This is a genomic window from Desulfovibrio sp. JC010 (genome assembly GCF_010470675.1).
Classification (GTDB): Bacteria; Desulfobacterota; Desulfovibrionia; order Desulfovibrionales; family Desulfovibrionaceae; genus Maridesulfovibrio.
Genome location: NZ_VOIQ01000018.1, coordinates 23,761 through 40,621 on the forward strand (window position 1 = coordinate 23,761; position 16,861 = coordinate 40,621).

General features: G+C 50.4%; 19 protein-coding genes. 8 read left to right on the top strand and 11 right to left on the bottom strand.

Annotation, left to right across the window (positions count from 1 at the left end; all coding sequences use genetic code 11):
* Window positions 1-211: 211 nt before the first annotated feature.
* The 3 genes from FMR86_RS17755 to FMR86_RS17765 form a co-directional block, all read right to left on the bottom strand.
* A complete protein-coding gene (locus tag FMR86_RS17755; protein WP_163352746.1) occupies window positions 212-1,150 on the bottom strand; it encodes a carbohydrate kinase family protein in 939 nt (312 codons plus the stop codon).
* A 107-nt stretch (window positions 1,151-1,257) separates the two neighbouring features.
* The gene (gene cutA / locus FMR86_RS17760; RefSeq protein WP_163352747.1) at window positions 1,258-1,572 is read right to left on the bottom strand and encodes a divalent-cation tolerance protein CutA; all 315 of its coding nucleotides are present in this window, start codon (window positions 1,570-1,572) and stop codon (window positions 1,258-1,260) included.
* A gap of 20 nt (window positions 1,573-1,592) precedes the next feature.
* On the bottom strand, window positions 1,593-1,880 hold the full coding sequence (locus tag FMR86_RS17765; protein ID WP_163352748.1) for a hypothetical protein: 288 nt from the start codon (window positions 1,878-1,880) through the stop codon (window positions 1,593-1,595).
* A gap of 114 nt (window positions 1,881-1,994) precedes the next feature.
* Here FMR86_RS17765 and nth point away from each other — a divergent pair, with 114 nt between their 5' ends.
* Genes nth through FMR86_RS17780 form a run of 3 tightly spaced genes read left to right on the top strand, consistent with a single transcriptional unit; the run spans window position 1,995 to window position 4,437 of the window.
* Window positions 1,995-2,657: an endonuclease III gene (gene nth, locus FMR86_RS17770; RefSeq protein WP_163352749.1), complete on the top strand. Its 663-nt coding sequence runs from the start codon at window positions 1,995-1,997 to the stop codon at window positions 2,655-2,657.
* On the top strand, window positions 2,657-3,793 hold the full coding sequence (gene tgt / locus FMR86_RS17775; RefSeq protein WP_163352750.1) for a tRNA guanosine(34) transglycosylase Tgt: 1,137 nt from the start codon (window positions 2,657-2,659) through the stop codon (window positions 3,791-3,793). Before nth ends, tgt begins: the two co-directional genes overlap by 1 nt.
* Entirely contained in the window at window positions 3,793-4,437 is a 645-nt protein-coding gene (locus FMR86_RS17780) for a YdcF family protein (protein ID WP_163352751.1), read from the top strand. The genes tgt and FMR86_RS17780 overlap by 1 nt, the downstream gene beginning before the upstream one ends.
* A gap of 198 nt (window positions 4,438-4,635) precedes the next feature.
* On the opposite strand, the gene FMR86_RS17785 is transcribed toward FMR86_RS17780, so the two are convergent.
* Window positions 4,636-4,941: a hypothetical protein gene (locus tag FMR86_RS17785; RefSeq protein ID WP_163352752.1), complete on the bottom strand. Its 306-nt coding sequence runs from the start codon at window positions 4,939-4,941 to the stop codon at window positions 4,636-4,638.
* 27 nt (window positions 4,942-4,968) lie between these two features.
* Here FMR86_RS17785 and FMR86_RS17790 point away from each other — a divergent pair, with 27 nt between their 5' ends.
* Window positions 4,969-5,196: a hypothetical protein gene (locus tag FMR86_RS17790; RefSeq protein WP_163352753.1), complete on the top strand. Its 228-nt coding sequence runs from the start codon at window positions 4,969-4,971 to the stop codon at window positions 5,194-5,196.
* Between the two features lie 21 nt (window positions 5,197-5,217).
* Here FMR86_RS17790 and FMR86_RS17795 read toward each other — a convergent pair whose 3' ends face one another.
* The 3 genes from FMR86_RS17795 to FMR86_RS17805 all read right to left on the bottom strand — a co-directional run bounded on the left by FMR86_RS17795 (window position 5,218) and on the right by FMR86_RS17805 (window position 10,873).
* Window positions 5,218-6,606 (bottom strand): YihY/virulence factor BrkB family protein, encoded by a 1,389-nt coding sequence (locus FMR86_RS17795; protein ID WP_163352754.1) that lies wholly within the window; start codon window positions 6,604-6,606, stop codon window positions 5,218-5,220.
* Window positions 6,607-6,677: 71 nt separating this feature from the next.
* The gene (locus FMR86_RS17800) at window positions 6,678-9,923 is read right to left on the bottom strand and encodes an AsmA family protein (RefSeq protein ID WP_373682501.1); all 3,246 of its coding nucleotides are present in this window, start codon (window positions 9,921-9,923) and stop codon (window positions 6,678-6,680) included.
* Window positions 9,924-10,021: 98 nt separating this feature from the next.
* Window positions 10,022-10,873, bottom strand: a complete 852-nt coding sequence (locus tag FMR86_RS17805) for a DUF89 domain-containing protein (protein WP_163352756.1) — start codon at window positions 10,871-10,873, stop codon at window positions 10,022-10,024.
* Between the two features lie 287 nt (window positions 10,874-11,160).
* Between FMR86_RS17805 and FMR86_RS17810 the strand changes: the two genes are divergently transcribed.
* The 4 genes from FMR86_RS17810 to FMR86_RS17825 are packed head-to-tail and all read left to right on the top strand — an operon-like array spanning window position 11,161 to window position 13,520.
* Window positions 11,161-12,021 (top strand): P-loop NTPase, encoded by an 861-nt coding sequence (locus tag FMR86_RS17810; RefSeq protein WP_163352757.1) that lies wholly within the window; start codon window positions 11,161-11,163, stop codon window positions 12,019-12,021.
* A 1-nt stretch (window position 12,022) separates the two neighbouring features.
* Window positions 12,023-12,880 carry an ATP-binding protein gene (locus FMR86_RS17815; protein WP_163352758.1) on the top strand — a complete coding sequence of 286 codons (858 nt, stop codon included), beginning with the start codon at window positions 12,023-12,025 and terminating at the stop codon, window positions 12,878-12,880.
* Window positions 12,881-12,893: 13 nt separating this feature from the next.
* A complete protein-coding gene (locus FMR86_RS17820; RefSeq protein ID WP_163352759.1) occupies window positions 12,894-13,262 on the top strand; it encodes a CGGC domain-containing protein in 369 nt (122 codons plus the stop codon).
* Between the two features lie 12 nt (window positions 13,263-13,274).
* The gene (locus FMR86_RS17825) at window positions 13,275-13,520 is read left to right on the top strand and encodes a zinc ribbon domain-containing protein (RefSeq protein WP_163352760.1); all 246 of its coding nucleotides are present in this window, start codon (window positions 13,275-13,277) and stop codon (window positions 13,518-13,520) included.
* A 206-nt stretch (window positions 13,521-13,726) separates the two neighbouring features.
* Here FMR86_RS17825 and FMR86_RS17830 read toward each other — a convergent pair whose 3' ends face one another.
* Genes FMR86_RS17830 through lpxD form a run of 4 tightly spaced genes read right to left on the bottom strand, consistent with a single transcriptional unit; the run spans window position 13,727 to window position 16,860 of the window.
* Window positions 13,727-14,560: an LpxI family protein gene (locus FMR86_RS17830; RefSeq protein ID WP_163352761.1), complete on the bottom strand. Its 834-nt coding sequence runs from the start codon at window positions 14,558-14,560 to the stop codon at window positions 13,727-13,729.
* Window positions 14,557-15,366: an acyl-ACP--UDP-N-acetylglucosamine O-acyltransferase gene (lpxA, locus tag FMR86_RS17835; protein ID WP_163352762.1), complete on the bottom strand. Its 810-nt coding sequence runs from the start codon at window positions 15,364-15,366 to the stop codon at window positions 14,557-14,559. The genes FMR86_RS17830 and lpxA overlap by 4 nt, the downstream gene beginning before the upstream one ends.
* A complete protein-coding gene (fabZ, locus tag FMR86_RS17840; protein ID WP_163352763.1) occupies window positions 15,366-15,830 on the bottom strand; it encodes a 3-hydroxyacyl-ACP dehydratase FabZ in 465 nt (154 codons plus the stop codon). The genes lpxA and fabZ overlap by 1 nt, the downstream gene beginning before the upstream one ends.
* A 1-nt stretch (window position 15,831) precedes the next feature.
* Window positions 15,832-16,860, bottom strand: coding sequence for a UDP-3-O-(3-hydroxymyristoyl)glucosamine N-acyltransferase (gene lpxD / locus FMR86_RS17845; protein WP_163352764.1), 1,029 nt, complete (start codon window positions 16,858-16,860; stop codon window positions 15,832-15,834).
* Window position 16,861 lies beyond the last annotated feature (1 nt).

The window sequence follows — 16,861 nt, forward strand, 5'->3', positions numbered from 1 at the left end:
TTAAGGATACAGGATCAGGGCGATTACTTACAGCTGTTTTTGGCAAAAAAAAAGACCGGAACCCTGTAAACAGGATTCCGGCTTGATAACACTAAGCTTCTCAGGCAGTCGAGAAAGTGCCAGATGCAAGGCGCAAGAAAAAGACTGGAACGATGCGTATTACGCATACGTGAGTTTCAGACTTTTTCGCAGCAACGAAGCAGATGGTGCTTTATCGGCTGACTGAGCCAAAATTGGTTTCGTAACGCGCCCAGAACTCTTCCTCGGTGTAGGAGTGTTCCTGAGTGCCCAGTTTTTCAACGCAGTAAACTGCGCTGACCGCACCCACGTGAGCGGCTTCAACCAGATTTTTACCCATGGCAAGGCCTTTGATCAGTCCGGCGCGAAATGCATCGCCTGCTCCGGTGGGATCTTCTACAACTTCAGCCTTGGCAGCGGGAACCTTGGTTTCGCCGTCTTTTTCAACCACGAGGCAGCCATGTTCGCCGAGGGTAACGATGATGGAATCGCAGATTTCCATAAGCTCGTCACGGGTCTTGCCTGTGGACTTCATGATCATTTCCAGCTCGTAGTCATTGGAAACAAGAATCTTGCAGCCGCCAATCATTTCCAGCAGCTGTTCACCGCTGAATGCAGGAATGTTCTGGCCCGGATCGTAGATGTAAGAAACACCCTTTTCACGGTAAACCTTGGGGAAATTCTGCATATCGTCAAGGTTTCCGGGGGAGACGATAGCCAGTGCGTCTGCAGGGTTCACGCCTGAAAAATCGTAATCGCAACCGTATTTCATGGCACCGGGGTTGAATCCGGTAATCTGGTTGTCAGACTTGTCAGTGGTGATGTAAGCACCGGCGGTGAATTCGTCATCAACGCGCTTGATGCCTTCGCGGGTGATCTTGTTATCGTCCAGCCATTTTTCATAGCCGTCAAAATCCTTACCGGCAGTACCGAGAATAACAGGCTTTTCATCAAGCATGGAAAGGGCATAAGCGATGTTTCCGGCTGTACCTCCGAAACGTTCATCAAGGCCGTCCACCAGAAAGCACACATTCAGCATGTGGATTTTATCGGGCAGGATATGATCGGCGAAGCTGCCGGGAAAACTCATAATTCTGTCATAGGCCAAAGAACCGGAAACCAATATCTGCATTTGTATGAACTCCTGAATAGAATTTGGATAAGGCAGAAAAGAACTCTGCCCGCTTAAGTTTAGCGGGCAGAGGGTAAGCTTTCTTGTATGAGAAAGTCAATTAAAGGCTACTTGGTATGGCTCTTTATCCATTCAAAAAAGTCTTCATTGCCCTGCTTTGCCTCAAGAGCCACAATGGCCGGGCAATCATAGCTATGAATACTTTTTACCGTCTCAATCAACTTTTCAACCAGCTCAGGAGTGGTCTTGGCAATCAGCACAGCTTCAGCGGAACGTTCCAGCTTGCCTTCCCACCAGTACATGGACTCCATTTTCTCCAAGATATTCACACAGGCGGCCAAATGGCGCATGAGCAGCTCGCCGCCTATTTCACGTGCTTCTTCCACATCACCTGCGGTAATGTAAACCAGCATTACGGACATATTGTCCTCCCGACAAATCATTATTTACATACAGGACTTTCACCGGGCTTGGCGTTTGCAAGGTAATTGCTGATACCGTCCAGCTCGTCGGCAGTTACGGTCATGCCCATTTCAGCCATGCGCTGGGTAGTTTTCTCCCATGCAGCAAGATCTTTTTTGCCTAAGCCCCGGCAGACACGCTTCAGGCTGTGACAGCCGGAACATTTAGCAAAAACAAGATCGGAACCGTCCACGGCGCCGGAAACAGAAAGACCGAGACCGGATACGGTAAAAATAACCGCAACTATCAGACTTAATACTATTTTCATTTTCAGTTCCTCCATTCTGGATTTATATTAAATGATACATGATTTGACATGAACGGCAACATTTATCAGGCTGTTGAAAACCACATAAAGAAATGATAGCCCACAGCAGACATTATGAAATTGAAAACCCCGGATAAAAAAACTCTGCAAAGAGCAACGGAAATTTATGACCGCTTGATCAAACGGTACCCCAACCCGGAACCGGAACTGGACTGGAGCAACGCATGGGAACTGATGGTTGCCACGGCTCTGGCCGCCCAGTGCACTGATGTGCGGGTCAACAAGGTTACCCCGGAGCTTTTTCGCAGATGGCCCGGTCCGGCGGAAATGAATGAAGCGGACCTTTCCGAAGTTGAAGAGGTCATCCGCTCCACCGGACTTTTCCGCAACAAGGCCAAAAACCTTAAAGGCGCGGCGGATTTGGTCATGAATGAATTCGGCGGTGAAATGCCCCGGACCATGAAAGATATGATCAAGCTGCCCGGTGTAGCCCGCAAGACCGCCAACATTGTACTTTCCAACGCCATGGACGTACACGAAGGGGTGGCCGTGGATACCCATGTGAAACGGCTTTCATTCAGGATGGGTCTGACCGAATCCACCAATCCCAATGTCATTGAAAAAGACCTGATGCCGCTTTTTAAACGCGAAAACTGGGGCGATGCCAACCATGTCCTTGTGCTCTACGGCCGGGAAATATGTTCGGCCCGCAGTCCCAAATGCAACATCTGTGAACTTAACGATATCTGTCCGCAAAACGGAATTGAGAAAAAATAATGAGTGAAGAAAAAAAGAAACCCGGAACTTTTACCGTACATGCCACCGACGGCCATGCCCGCCGCGGAACCCTTATGACCGCCCATGGTGAAATCCAGACCCCGGTCTACATGCCTGTGGGAACACAGGGAGCGGTTAAAGCTGTTTCACCGCGTGACCTGAAAGAGATCAACTCCCAGATCATCCTCGGCAACACCTACCACCTCTACCTGCGTCCCGGTGACGACCTCATTGCCCGCCGTGGCGGTCTGCACAAATTTGCCAACTGGGATAAGCCCATCCTCACCGACAGCGGTGGATTTCAGGTCTTCAGCCTTGAATCGATTCGTAAGATCACCGAGCAGGGCGTGGAATTCCGTTCCTACCTGGACGGCTCAAAACATTTCTTTTCTCCGGAAAAAGTCATTTCCATCCAGAACAACATCGGTTCCGATATTATGATGGTACTAGATGAATGCGTGGGCTACGGACATGACCGCGATTACACCGCCAAATCCCTTGAAATGACCACCCGCTGGGCCAAACGCTGTCGCGATGCCTATCCCGTAGGCTCCGGCGACCAGCTCATGTTCGGTATCGTGCAGGGCGGATTCCACAAGGACCTGCGTGAAGTATCACTTGAGCAGCTGCGCGAGATTCCCTTTGAAGGATTCGCCATCGGCGGCCTGAGTGTAGGTGAACCCATCCCGGACATGTACGACATCCTGCAGCACATCGGTCCCAAACTGCCGGAAGAAAAGCCCCGCTACCTCATGGGCGTGGGCACTCCGCTGGATATCCTCGAAGGCATCGCCAACGGTGTAGATATGTTCGACTGCGTACTGCCCACACGAAACGCACGCAACGGCACCCTGTACACCAGCCTCGGCAAGGTCAATATCAAACGCGCCCAGTACCGCGAAGATGACTCCCCGCTGGACCCCAACTGCGACTGCTACACCTGCCGCACCTTCAGCAAAGCCTACCTGCGCCACCTCTACGCGGCCAAGGAACTGCTTTCCTATCAGCTGAACTCAATCCACAACCTGCGCTTCTTCCTCAAACTCACCGAAGAAGCACGGGATGCCATTGAGAATGGTACATTCGCCGATCTCAGGAAAAAGTACGAAGCTGTTTACGAATCCCCGGTTAAATAATGAAAATTATCAGACCGTTATTAACGCTGATTGGAGCACTGACCGTTGCCGGGATACTGGCGGCGGCAGTGCTTTTTTTCTATGCCCCCACCCTGCTCCATAAAGAGGACCAGCTTGAAAAGGCGGATGCCATCGTGGTGCTGGCGGGCAATTACTATCGGCCCATTTACGCTGCGGAATTATATAACAAAGGCTATGCCCCCAGATTACTGATCAGCAAACCTGTGGTGGCCCCGGAAAAAAAGGCAGTCAAGGAATTGGGCATCAGCTTCCCTTTCCAGTGGGAAATATTTGAACAAATTTTGCAAAAACAGGGTGTAAAGTCCGGTGATTACGTTTTTTTCGGCAATGCCAATGTCAGCACAATTGAAGAAGCGGAAGAACTCAAAAAAGCACTTCCGTCCGGTATAAAATCGCTGATTCTGGTGACCTCGCGCCTGCACACACGCCGGGCCGGGACCATATTCCGGGAAACACTTCCGCCCGGCATAAAAATATGCGTAGTTTCAACACCATACAATCCCCCAAAAACAGAATGGTGGAAGAATTACCGCATAGCTCCATATGTAATTCTGGAAGTGGCCAAGACCCTCTATTATGAACTGGGCGGCGGGTTCAGGAGTACGGAGCAGATTGAGAATTAAAAAATGAGCGCATGACCGTTGAAGCAATTTACCGTAAAATAAAGAAAAGCCCCGGTCGAGCAAAAGTCCTCGCAAGTACTGTTGTCACGATGAACAATGGCAGCCCTGCCCGATGCCGATGTCTTCCGCATCTATGGGAATCTACAACTCCGAAAGTCGAGTGATTAATTGGTTTCTTCTGGAGTAGGAGAGATCAGTCTACTCGGCGCACTTGAACCAGCCGGTATTCCGGTCCAGGTCGATCTTGTAGTTGCAATCAAGGACTTCCTTGCATGAGATATAGGGCCAATGCCGCACAAGTTTCCCGGTGCAAAGGCCTTTGAACCGGCGTTCATCGCCGTATTTTTCCCAATTTGCCGAAGTGCAGTACTTGCTCCAGTTTCCACTCGGCATTCGCGTGCAGTCCAGCCAGTGCCATTCGGCTTTTTTTTGAGCGAGGCAGGGGGTAGCCAAGGCGACACTCAACAGCAAGGCAGCGGTTGTGATCAGAATCGACAGCTTCATTGGTATCTCCCAAACTAGAGGTTTCGCATGGAAAGTGCATTTCGCAGTGAAGCACTATTTGAGTTGTCTGCGGCACGTGTTTTTTCTTCCGCAAGGATTATACCGCTGTTCAACCTGTTGAGATTAAGAGTAAGCGCAAATATTTTGCCTTCTTCCAATCTTCACCATACCGATATCACGCCAGATCTTCAGAAACAAGGTGCTGTGGCAACAAAAATGACACCGTCAGTTAACGCTTCCAATACATCTTTATAAAAGACCTGATCCATTCTCTCCTCACAACTCAACACTATCTTCAGCTTGCACCGGATTAGCAGGCAGTCTCTTCAAAAACTTATCCATATTCTCCGCACACTGGTACAGGGAAACATCACATCCGCTTTCCCGGATAACCGTCTTGATGTCATCAATCATTTTGGAGACAAAAAGCATGCCCGGATTCTCCACCACCGTACTGGCTCCCTTGCCGGTACCGGAAAGAATTCCCATGACCTGCAGCATGGTCACATGTTTCGGCGAAACAGCAAAAATATAAATTTCACTGCTCTCATCCGCCCCTTTGACCAGAATACCGCCCTCCACAAACTTATCCATCAGCGGAGAAATAAAACGTACCGGAACCCCGACCTCCCCGGCCAGTTCCTCAACATCGTACGGAGCTTCGGAACGCTCAAACCGCAGAGCCATCAGGCTTAGGGCCAGCAGGGAGAATTTCTGCATATCCTCCACCCCGGCATCGGGCATGAACCGTTGCTGGCGATAAAGCATCACATTCTGCACCGCATAACTTATCTCCGAACCGAGCAGGACGATGACCCAGCTGGCATAAAGCCAGACCAAAAAGAGCGGCAACTGCGCAAAACTGCCGTAAATAGCATTATACTTGCTGACCCCGATCTGCCAGTTGATATAAGCCCACTGGGCCATCTGCCAGACTGTCCCGGCAACAACTCCCCCAGCCAGCGCACTGGTAATGCGCACCCGGGTGTTGGGCATGAAAGCATAGATGAAAGTGAACGCAAGCCAGATCAGCACCAGCGGAGCCAGACTGATCAGAAAACTCTCCAGCTCCGTAACTCCGTAAATATTTTCAAACTGCTGCAACACAGCCTGCTTCTTAATGGAAACACTGACACTGGTAGCAACAATCACCGCCACCGGGCAGATAAAAATAACCGAGAAAAAATCTGTGAATTTGCGCCAGAAGGTTCGGCCATGACGAACCTTCCAGATAATGTTGAAAGCCTTCTCAACCGTACCGACGGTGGAAAGAACGGTAAAAAGCAGGGTTGCCACCCCGATCCAGCCCAGAGTCTGCACATTGGTGTTATCCACATACTCAAGTATCTTACCGACCACTTCCTCCCTTCCGGCAGAGACCTTGAGCAGCATGTCGTGAATATAGTTGGAATCCTGAAAGCCCATACCCTTCATCAAAGAAAAGGCAACCGCAAGAAACGGGACAATGGAAAGCATGGTGGTGAATGTAAGCGCAGAAGCACGGATGATGCACTGGTCCTTAAGGAATCCCACTGTCACCAGATAGCCGATACGGGCCATGGTGAGCAGAAACCTGAGCGGTCCTCTGTCGTGGGAAGAACCCCAGTCCCAGATTTCATTTATAAAAAAGTCTGAAATCCGCTGTCCTACTTTTCCGCCGGTCATCACGTCCCCCTGAAGGATAATGGGATATTACAGGATCAACAGCAAATAACTGTCCGATTTAGTGGACCATATCAGAATATCAGCTTCCTGAAAAACATAAAAGACTGCTCCGGCAGACCGAGCACATCATTCAGGACATCGCCCCAACGCTCCAGCCCTTTCACTTCGACCTTGGGGTTGCTCAGCCTTCCGGTCACAGTCACGTTGACCCCGGTCATGGCATCAAGAAAAGCATTGACCAGCTTAAGGTAAAGGTTGGGAAGCTTAATGATATCAGCATTTACCCGCAGGTTGATTGAATCATCCGGGAAACTGAACCCGCCTGAGGCTGTGGCGGTCAGGTAGTTGGTTTTGAGCAGATAGTCAGCGACCTGGAATCTCCCGTCCTTACCGTTAATCGCACCCTTCATAATTGAAAATCCGGTCGGACTGGGTGCTTTCTGCTCCTTGACGTCTTTTTCAGCAGTAGCGGCAAAAAGATAGGAGCCGTCAACAATCTTGAAGGCCAGTCCTCCGGTCAGGGTATCCACAAAATCAATATTGGCAGTGGAACGGCCATTGATCTTCAGGGAGGCGTCGGTTTTACCCTTCACGTAATCACGGCCCACGTAATCCACAAAAAACAACCCGGCCTGAAATCCCCGGACCTCTATATCCGTACCAAGGGAAACCGTTCCGTTCTTAAGCCCCAGATCAAGTTTTCCGGCCAGATTGCCTTCATGAAAATTCGCTTTCATATTGTGGATATCGATGACAGCATCCTGCATATCCACATCCGCGCTGACCTTGCTGGCCCCGAAATCAAAAATACGAAAATAATTACACTCCACCTTTCCGGTGGCATTTATCGCGCCGATCAATTCATCCGGGAACTGCCATTCCGGCAGCTTGAATTTCTGAACCTTATCCAATTCGCCTTCTTTGCCGGAACTGCTCTCATCGCTGTCCTTGCTGAGCTTTTGCATGCTCGGCGGGAGAAAGTGGTCCACGTCCACATTATCAGCCTTGATGACGAAGTTCAGGAACGGATTTTTAAAATCCGAAACCTGAAAAGTGGCCTCTGCCGCGGCATTATCAAGGCTGCATTTGTTCACCCGAAGAGTCAGGTTCTCACCATTGAGCTGGAAGGAACTGTCCAGCTCAACCGTATCAAAGGCATCAGGATCATTGGTTTCAGGTTTTTCCACCCCGAAGAGTTCAAAAAAACCGGAACACCCGGTTTTGGGCAGCTTGAGCTCGCCTTTTGCGGTAGCTGTTTCAGTGCCCAGCCGTAGAGCATAGATGTTGCCGTGCAGATTTATATCGCCGCTTTTTAAAGCAAAATTATCCAGCATCAACTTGCCGGACTTCACTGCCCCGCCACCTGCAACGCTCAAGGAAACTTCTTTTTTAATGACCGGAACACCTTTGCCGCCGATGGAAAAATCAAACTTCGCATCCTTGATCTCAACATTTGCCGGATCATTTCTGCTGCACAGCAACCCGCCGTTGAAAGCTCCCTTAAAGGCTCCGTCCGGTTCAAGAAAAGAGCCGGAAAACTGCAGGTCGATTTTGCGGCCCACCAGATTTTGCGCAACATTCGCGCCCAAAGGAGAAAACTTCAAAGCAAGACCGACCAGCTCCGCACGCAGCTTCTGTAATTCAGCAGGCAGCCCCTTGAACTTCAGGTCCGCCACTACGCCTTTACCTTCAAGGCTGGAATCAAGCCTGAGATTACGGACCAGATCTCCCGGGGTACGTCCGTTTGAAGTCAGCCCGGCAAGATTGAAAGCGGCCTTCCCGGCATGAAATTTCAAACCCTTTACATCGAGAGGCAGCCGGGCCAGCGAAAAAGGAGAAATCTTGCCCCGGCTATTCAGGTATACGACTCCTGATTCGCGTTTTTCATCAAAGGCCAGATCTGCGGAAAGAATAAAATCCCCATCCAGATACGACCCCTTGCCGATACTGAGGTCCACGATTTTCGGTCCCGGTGAAACAGCAAGGGCCACATCATCAAGCTTTATGCCGTCATAGGAAAAATGATCCACGGCCAGCTTGCCGTTGCAGGGGATTTTGCGCACCAGATCAGCAATGACCATATGTCGCAGAGGGTTTTCCTGCGGTTTGCTTTCGCTTGCAGCAGTACCGTTTCCATTGATCTGCTTTTCAAGATCATAGAGCTTCTCGTAGGGATCAAAGATGACAGAATCCGCCCGCACGTCAAATTCCAACCACGGGCTGCGGTAATCTTTGAGCGAAAAATCACCTTTGATTACGGTTTTATCAACCGCCAGAACCATGTTGGAAAGTTCAGTCTTTTCAAGGGTGGAATGGAAATCCATCGCAAAGGAAGCCTGATTCAGGATATCCTTGTACTCTTCCGGAATAGGAATGGGGGTGAATCTGGAAAAAACTTTTTTGGGATCAAACTTCGTTGATTTCAACCTGCCCCTGAAATCCGGGTCATGATAAATATCAGTACAATTGGCCGCGCCGGACAAACGGATTCCCGCCCCCTGAAGAACCAATCCCTTTACATCCACCCGTCCCTCAACGAGGTTGAAATCAAGTGAAGCTATGCCTTCCACGGTTTCCCCGGCACCAAGCAGTTCATCACTTTCAAGTTTAAGTGCGAGGGAAGTCTCGGAAAGTGAAAACCGTTTTTCCTGCACGGAAAAATCAATCAGCCCCTTAAGGTCCGTTTTAGCCTTGATGTTGAACAGCTCGGCATCGAGCACGGCACTGAGATCAAAGGCCAGCGGAGTATCCTTGCGCAACAGCCCGGTACGAATATTAACCCCGGAAACCTTGAAGGAATTACCGCTGCCCCGATCATTGTAGGCACAGGTGGCATTGAGAACACTGACCCCGCGCACGCTGAAGCAATCGAAATACCGACTCCCGTCATTTTCGGCCCCGGCCTCGTCAGCAGCATTGAGCAGAGGCAGATTAAGCGAACCGTCCTTGCGTCGGTCCACATGCAGTGAAGGGGAATCCACAATAATGGTATCCACTTCCAACTCGCCGCTTAAAAGAGGCAGGAGCCGGACCTTGAAATCAATATCATGCACGGTCAGCTGATGGGGATAAGACTCTCCCTGCGGAGCGGAAACAGTAACCGGGCCGGTATCCACGCCCAGCCAGGGGTAAAAAATCAGCTTGAAATTTTCATGAAAATGAACTTCCCGGTCCAGCTTGGCACTGAGAAATTTCTCCAGTTCAAGACGCGGCTCATCTGATTCCAGATAATACACTCCCCCAACAACCGCCGCCAGAATGCAGAGATCGAAAAGGATAAACAGAATCCAGAAAAGTTTTTTTACCCGCAGAAGCACTGAGAACACCTGTGTTGAACATTTGCCGCCAATCTATAATCTATACGGCATAAGACTGAAAAAAGTAAGGGAACAGCCGGGCTATTTCTCCTGACAAATTATTTTTCCTGACAAAAAAGAGACGTTTTAACCGGATGCCCGGTAACATCGGCCACCACCGGACATTTCACCTTGAAAGCATAATAAACATCAGGTTTTACGCCCCAGAGAGATTCGAAATTACCCTGCCCCTTACTGAGTATCACCGGGGATTTATCCAGCCGGGTGCGGAATTCCGGGCTGCAGCGATTGAGCACGGTACCGGGAGTATCAACCCCGGAAGTAACCACCTCGCAAAGATCGGTCATACCCACAACTCTGGCATCTACCATGGTGGCATCATTAAGGATATTTTTTCCGCGCACGGCATAAGTCACATTAATGCCTTCATCGCGCAGCAATCCGGTTAAAATTGTATCCAGCCCAATCTCCCCGGCATTATCTCCGAGAACAAGCAGGGACTTATGGCTGCGCACATTATCAAGAAATTTCGCAAAAGCTTCACGGTCCAGTCCATGCTCCAGATTCTCCAGCTCATCCTCCCAGTCATATTCGCCCATTACCGCACAATCCATATAGTTGCCGATGATGGACAGCCCCATGGCTGCCAGCAGAGGGTCCGCACTGCCTAAAACCTTGGCTTTCATCTCAGGCAATAATTCCAGAACCCGCGCATTGGCTTCTTCCTTCTGGGCCTTAAAAATATCAACATCACCCACATATTCGGCTGTTTCGCGAAAAAGCCTTCCCGCAAGGGATGGCGGAGATTCGTTCAGGTCAGCATCAGCAAACCCGGCAGCCCAGTGCTTAACAACTTTTTCATGTATATCTTCCCGTCCGGGGCAGGTCTCCCTGATCCCGGCTATGGCCATCTTCAAAAAACATGGCAGACAATCCAGATGAGTTCTCATGACACAACCTTCCCCTGCCCACAAAAGCAGGGCTAATTTTGATCCTATTTTCTTGAAATGTGGGCGAAATATAAGCCCGAAACAAATCCCAAAACATTCCTGCCGCATGACAACACATTGAATTTAAAGCACTTACAAGCAAGGCACGGCAGTTGCTAATCTCAAAATGACAATAACTTAAACAGAGGAGCAACAATGCCATTTACCAACAGAAATAACAATAGCTCCCCAAGGGCGGGTCGAGGACAAGGTCCTTGCAAAGCCGGAATGGCCAGAGGATAAAATACATGAAAATAGCAATTGCCAGCGGCAAGGGCGGCACCGGAAAAACTACTGTTGCCGTTAACTTCGCCGCCTATCTTGATTCTATGGGCACAAGCGTAAGCTTCACCGACTGTGATGTGGAAGAACCCAATGCCCACTTTTTCCTGAACCCTGATTTAGGACCTGAAAAACAGGAATTCCTCACCGTCCCTGACATTGACGAAGACAAATGTATCGGCGAATCCTGCCGTAAATGCATTGAACTCTGCCGTTTTAAATCCCTGATCTGGATGGTGGATTCCGTGCTCTGTTTTTCCGAACTCTGCCACGGCTGCGGTCTCTGTGAACTGGCCTGCCCGGCTGATGCCATCGGCAAAGGCAAAAGGGAAATCGGAACCACATCCACCGGAAAAGCCGGCAACATAGATTTTTCAAGAGGGCTGATGCGCATCGGCGAAGCAATGGCCCCGCCGCTGATCGGTGCGGTAAAAGAGCTTTCCCCCCGGGCGGAAGTGAATATTCTGGATTGTCCCCCCGGTACTTCCTGCCCGGTGGTGGAATCCATCGACGGCACCGACTTTGTAGTGCTGGTCACCGAACCCACCCCCTTCGGCCTGCACGACCTCAATCTGGCCGTGCAGCTCATGCAGACCCTGAACAAGCCCTGCGGTGTGGTCATCAACCGCGCCGGAATGGGCGATGACCGGGTGGAAAAATATCTTGCTGAAAAGAATGTCCCCCTGCTCGGCTCGCTCCCGCACAGCCGTGAAGCCGCGTCTGAATATTCCGAGGGCAAACTGCTCTACGACACAATCCCCGGATTCAAGGACGAATTTGCAAAAATATGGTCTTCAATTCAGGAACAAGTGAGCGGAGCAAAATAAAATGAAACAGTTAGTAGTAATCAGCGGAAAAGGCGGCACCGGAAAGACCAGCGTGGTTTCCGGTCTGGCTTCCATCGGACCCAAAAAAGTGCTCGCCGACTGCGACGTGGATGCCGCAGACCTGCACCTGATCCTGCATCCTGAGGTAAAAGATAAACACGATTTCCTCAGCGGAGAGCGTCCGGAAATCAATCCCGACCTCTGCACCCGGTGCGGACTCTGCGCCGAGCATTGTAAATTCGACGCCATATCCGATGACTTCGCCGTTATTTCCGAAAAATGCGAGGGCTGCGGCGTGTGCTCGTACGTCTGCCCGGTTGAAGCGGTATCCGTCTCCCCGCGCCTCTGCGGCCAGTGGTTTCGTTCCGAAACCCGTTTCGGACAGATGATTCATGCGGAACTCGGCATCGGAGAAGAGAACTCCGGCAAACTGGTCACCACCGTGCGCAACGCATCCGCCGAGGTAGGCGAAGAAATCGGTGCAGAAATAGTGCTGGTGGACGGCTCTCCCGGTGTTGGTTGTCCGGTTATCGCCTCCCTGACCAATGCGGATCTCGCCGTATTTGTCGCTGAACCAACCATCTCCGCCGTGCACGACCTGAAAAGAGTCCACAAACTCTGTGAACATTTCAAGATTCCCTCCATGGCGATCATCAACAAATGCGGCATCAATGCCGAACAGGAAAACGAAATCCGCTCTTTCTGCGCCGAGAAGGACATTCTTCTTGCCGGAGAACTGCCTTACGATACCATTTTTTCAAAAGCTCAACTGGCGGGACAATCCGTAGTTGAATACGATCCGGACGGCATGGGGAAAAAGATTGAAGCCATCTGGGCCAAAATGGAAGCAAACCTTTAAAAGGAGAGAAAGCATGGGTAAGGAAAAAATTGTCATCCTCGGATGCAGCATGGCAATGGATGACATCTGTATCGGCTGTTCCCGTTGCATGGTCGGTTTCAACCGCCGCGACGGTGAATTCAAAAACTGTTCTGAAGACGCTGAACTGGTCGGTATTGTCGGCTGTGGCGGATGCCCCGGTGCAGGCATTGTTACCAGAATGGCTCACATGAAGCTCTGGAACGGACCTATGGACGAAGTTCCCAACAAAGTTTATGTTGCCCCATGCATTACCATGCACTGTCCCCACAAGGACATTCTCCTGAAAAAGGTAAAAGCCAAGGCCGGATGTGAAGTCATTGAAGGAACACATCCCTACATTCCTGAAAACATTTTTGGTTAATAGTTTCTAATTATGCCGATTTATGAATACAAATGCCGCGAATGCGGAGCCGTTTACGAAGAGCTCGTCAGTGCCGGAGCTGAATCCGCCCCCTGCCCGTCCTGTGGGAAAAACAGCGGAGAAAAACTCATGTCCTCCACATCATCACTGACCGGGAAAGACACACCCAACGTCCCCGACGCAACCGGAACAGGATGCTGCGGAGGCAACCCCTCATCGCAAGGCTGCGTACCCGGCTCCTGCTGCGGCAAAGCATAAAGGCATGCCTCCGGCGGCCCTTCGGGGAGTCTACCGACGGTCCCTCCGGGGGCTTAAACCCTTTTACAAAAGGGTTTAAGAATCCCAAAACCTTTTGTTAGGGCTTCGCCGCTTCGCGCATTAAGACTGCAAACTAAAAAAGACCGTAATATCTTGCGAGATATTACGGTCTTTTTGGTGGTAAATTTTAATAACTAACTAAAAGTCTAAATTTCATCAATCAATTCTTCAGTCAAACCTACTATGGTAATGCCATGCTTGTCGGCGAATTTGACGGACTCATCAAGATCGAAAAACAGGCTCTTCCCGGCTTCTACGCCGAGGCAGGTCGCACCGAGATCCTTCATACCCTGAACGGTCTTCAAACCGATTGAAGGCATATCGACCCGCTTTTCCTGACCGGGCTTGAAAACTTTCACGATAGAACAGCCTTTGCCGCCCAGTTCGCAGCCGCGTTTCACTGCCGCATCGGTTCCTTCAATGGCCTCAACTGCGGTAATAACACCGTCGCGGACAACTACACATTGGCCGATATCCATACGGCCCAGTTCGCGGGCGATCTTCCAGCCGAATGCTATATCAGTGCTTTCCACTTCGTTCGGCTTGCGTTTGGTTAAATATCCGGGAGGAGTCAGCAGGTCAGGTGCATATTCATGCGGTCCGACCACCTGCATACCCTCGCCTTCAAATTCACTGGCGATTGCCCGGAGCAGGACGTCATCACCCTTTGAAGCCAGCTTGAAAAGAAGCTTTGCAGCGCGCCAGTCAGGGCGAATATCAAAGGCTTTTGGTTTGTTGATAGTTCCGGCCATAACCACTTTGCTGACACCATTCTCTTTAAAAAAAGAAACCAGCTTGTTCAGCTGACCGAGCTTGAGTTCAACAGAGGCATCAACATGCTCATCAACTTCTAAATTTGAATGGCCCTTAAAAAAAACAGCCACAACACGATTGCCCTGTGCTGCGGCTCCTTTTGCGACCAGAAGGGGGAATTGTCCCCCTCCGGCTATAAGACCTATTGTCTCAGTATTACTTGTCATATTTCTTTAGAACCGTGCCCGGCAGAGGTAACCCCCCGCTTACTGGACCGGATAAATTCAATAAGATTCTGCACTTCGGGAACGTCTGCAAATTCCTGCTCAGCCTGATCCAGAGCCTCTTTACGAGGTGTCTCTGAACGAAAGATGAGCCTGTATGCTTTTTTGATAGAGTTGCAGGTTTTGGCTTTGAACCCGTTCCTGCGCAACCCGATGGAATTCGGCCCCTGAAGGACGCCACGCACTCCGGTTGCAATCATGTACGGAGGAATATCCTGACCGAAACCGGACATGGCCCCCACAAAAGCATAATCGCCGATACGTACAAACTGATGAAGACCGGCCATTCCACCGATGGTGACATAGTTGCCCACATCCACATGCCCGGCAATATTGGCAGCGTTTGCGATGATTACATGGTCACCGAGAGTGCAATCATGCGCCACATGTGCGTAGGCCATAATCATGCAGTTATTGCCGACAATTGTGCTTTCGCGTCCGATATCAACGCCTGTTGCGCGATGAATGGTCACGTATTCACGCAGGATGTTATTGTCTCCGAGCACAACCCATGTTTCCTCGCCTTTAAAGCCGAGATGCTGAGGCAGGCCGCCGAGAACAACACCGCTGTCAAGGGTGTTTCCCTTACCCATGCGGGTAAATGACTTAATCTGAACATTCGCGCCAAGAGTGCAATCATCACCGATGACAGTGTTCCCCTCAATAATACAGAAAGGACCGATCTTGACATTTTCCCCCAGCTGCGCGCCGGAATCAACGATAGCAGAAGGATGAATCTCAGTAGCCACTACAAGGACTCCTTGTCGACGATCGCTGCGGAGACTTCACCCTGCGCAGCTACTTCGCCGTCAACGGTTGCAACGCACTTCATTTTCCAGATATTCATCTTGCGTTTAACATCGCTGATTTCAAGCACAAGCTTATCGCCGGGAACAACCGGTCTGCGGAATTTAACCTTGTTGATTCCGGTAAACAGGAAAACCTTGTCTTCAGTATCAATTTCATCAGTGCTGAGAACGATTATTCCACCGGCCTGAGCAAGAGCTTCCACAATCAGGACGCCGGGCATAACCGGGAGTCCGGGGAAATGGCCCTGAAAAAAAGGCTCGTTCATGGTTACGTTCTTATACGCCCTGATAGACTCACCGGGCTTGATCTCTTCCACCCTGTCAACGAGCAGAAAAGGATAACGATGGGGAAGCATCCCCATAATTTCTTTAATATCAATAATATCGGGAGTTGAATTACTCACTTTAATCTTCCTTGCTTAACTCTGCTTCCAATGCCTTGATACGCTTTTCCAGCGCAGACATTTTCTTTGCCATATCAGGCAGCTTTCTATGGTAAATAGAGGAACGTAAAAAGTTCCCTTTTTCAAGCAACGGGGAACCTGCCCCCATAAATCCTGCGGGTACATCATTGGTAACCCCGGCCTGCGCTCCGATCACAGCTCCGTCGCCGATCTTGATGTTATCCACAAGTCCGGCCTGAGCGGCAAGAACTACGCCCTTGCCGAGCTTTGTACTGCCCGCAACACCGGACTGCGAAATAACAAGACAGTCTTCACCGGTAGTCACGTTATGGGCAATCTGAACAAGGTTGTCGAGCTTGGACCCGGCACCGATTCTGGTAACATCAAGTGCTGCACGGTCAACACAGGCATTGGCTCCGATCTCCACCTGATCCTGCAGTTCGACGGTCCCGATCTGGGGAATCTTCATATGCTTGCCGGAAACCTGCGCGTAGCCGAATCCATCTCCGCCGATGACCGCACCGGGCTGGACAATACCACCAGTACCGATAACAGTGCCTGCCATAATGGAACAATTGGGATAAATGGTACATCCCGGTCCCAGCACAACATCTTCCCCAATGTACGATCCGGGAAAAACCTTGCAGTTAGGTCCTACTTTAGCTCCCTTGCCCACAAAGGCGAAAGGATAAATGGTAGCGGACCCATCAACTTCAGCTTCAGGATGGATAAAGGCCAGTTCATGGATTCCTTCCAGACACCCCTGAGGGCGGGAAAAAACATGCATGGCCTTAGCCAGATCCATATACGGATTCTCGCTTATAAGAGCGGACTCCACCTGATCGGCATATTTTTCCTCAAGCACGACCGCAGCGGCCTTGGTAACTTTGAGCGCGCTTTCGTACTTTGCATTCGCCAGAAAGGACAGCTCAGAAGGTCCGGCCAATTCAAGTGTATTGACACCTGAGATTTCCTTATCCTTGCCTGCCATCTTCAGGCCGATAAGACCTGCAAGTTCTGAAAGAAGCATA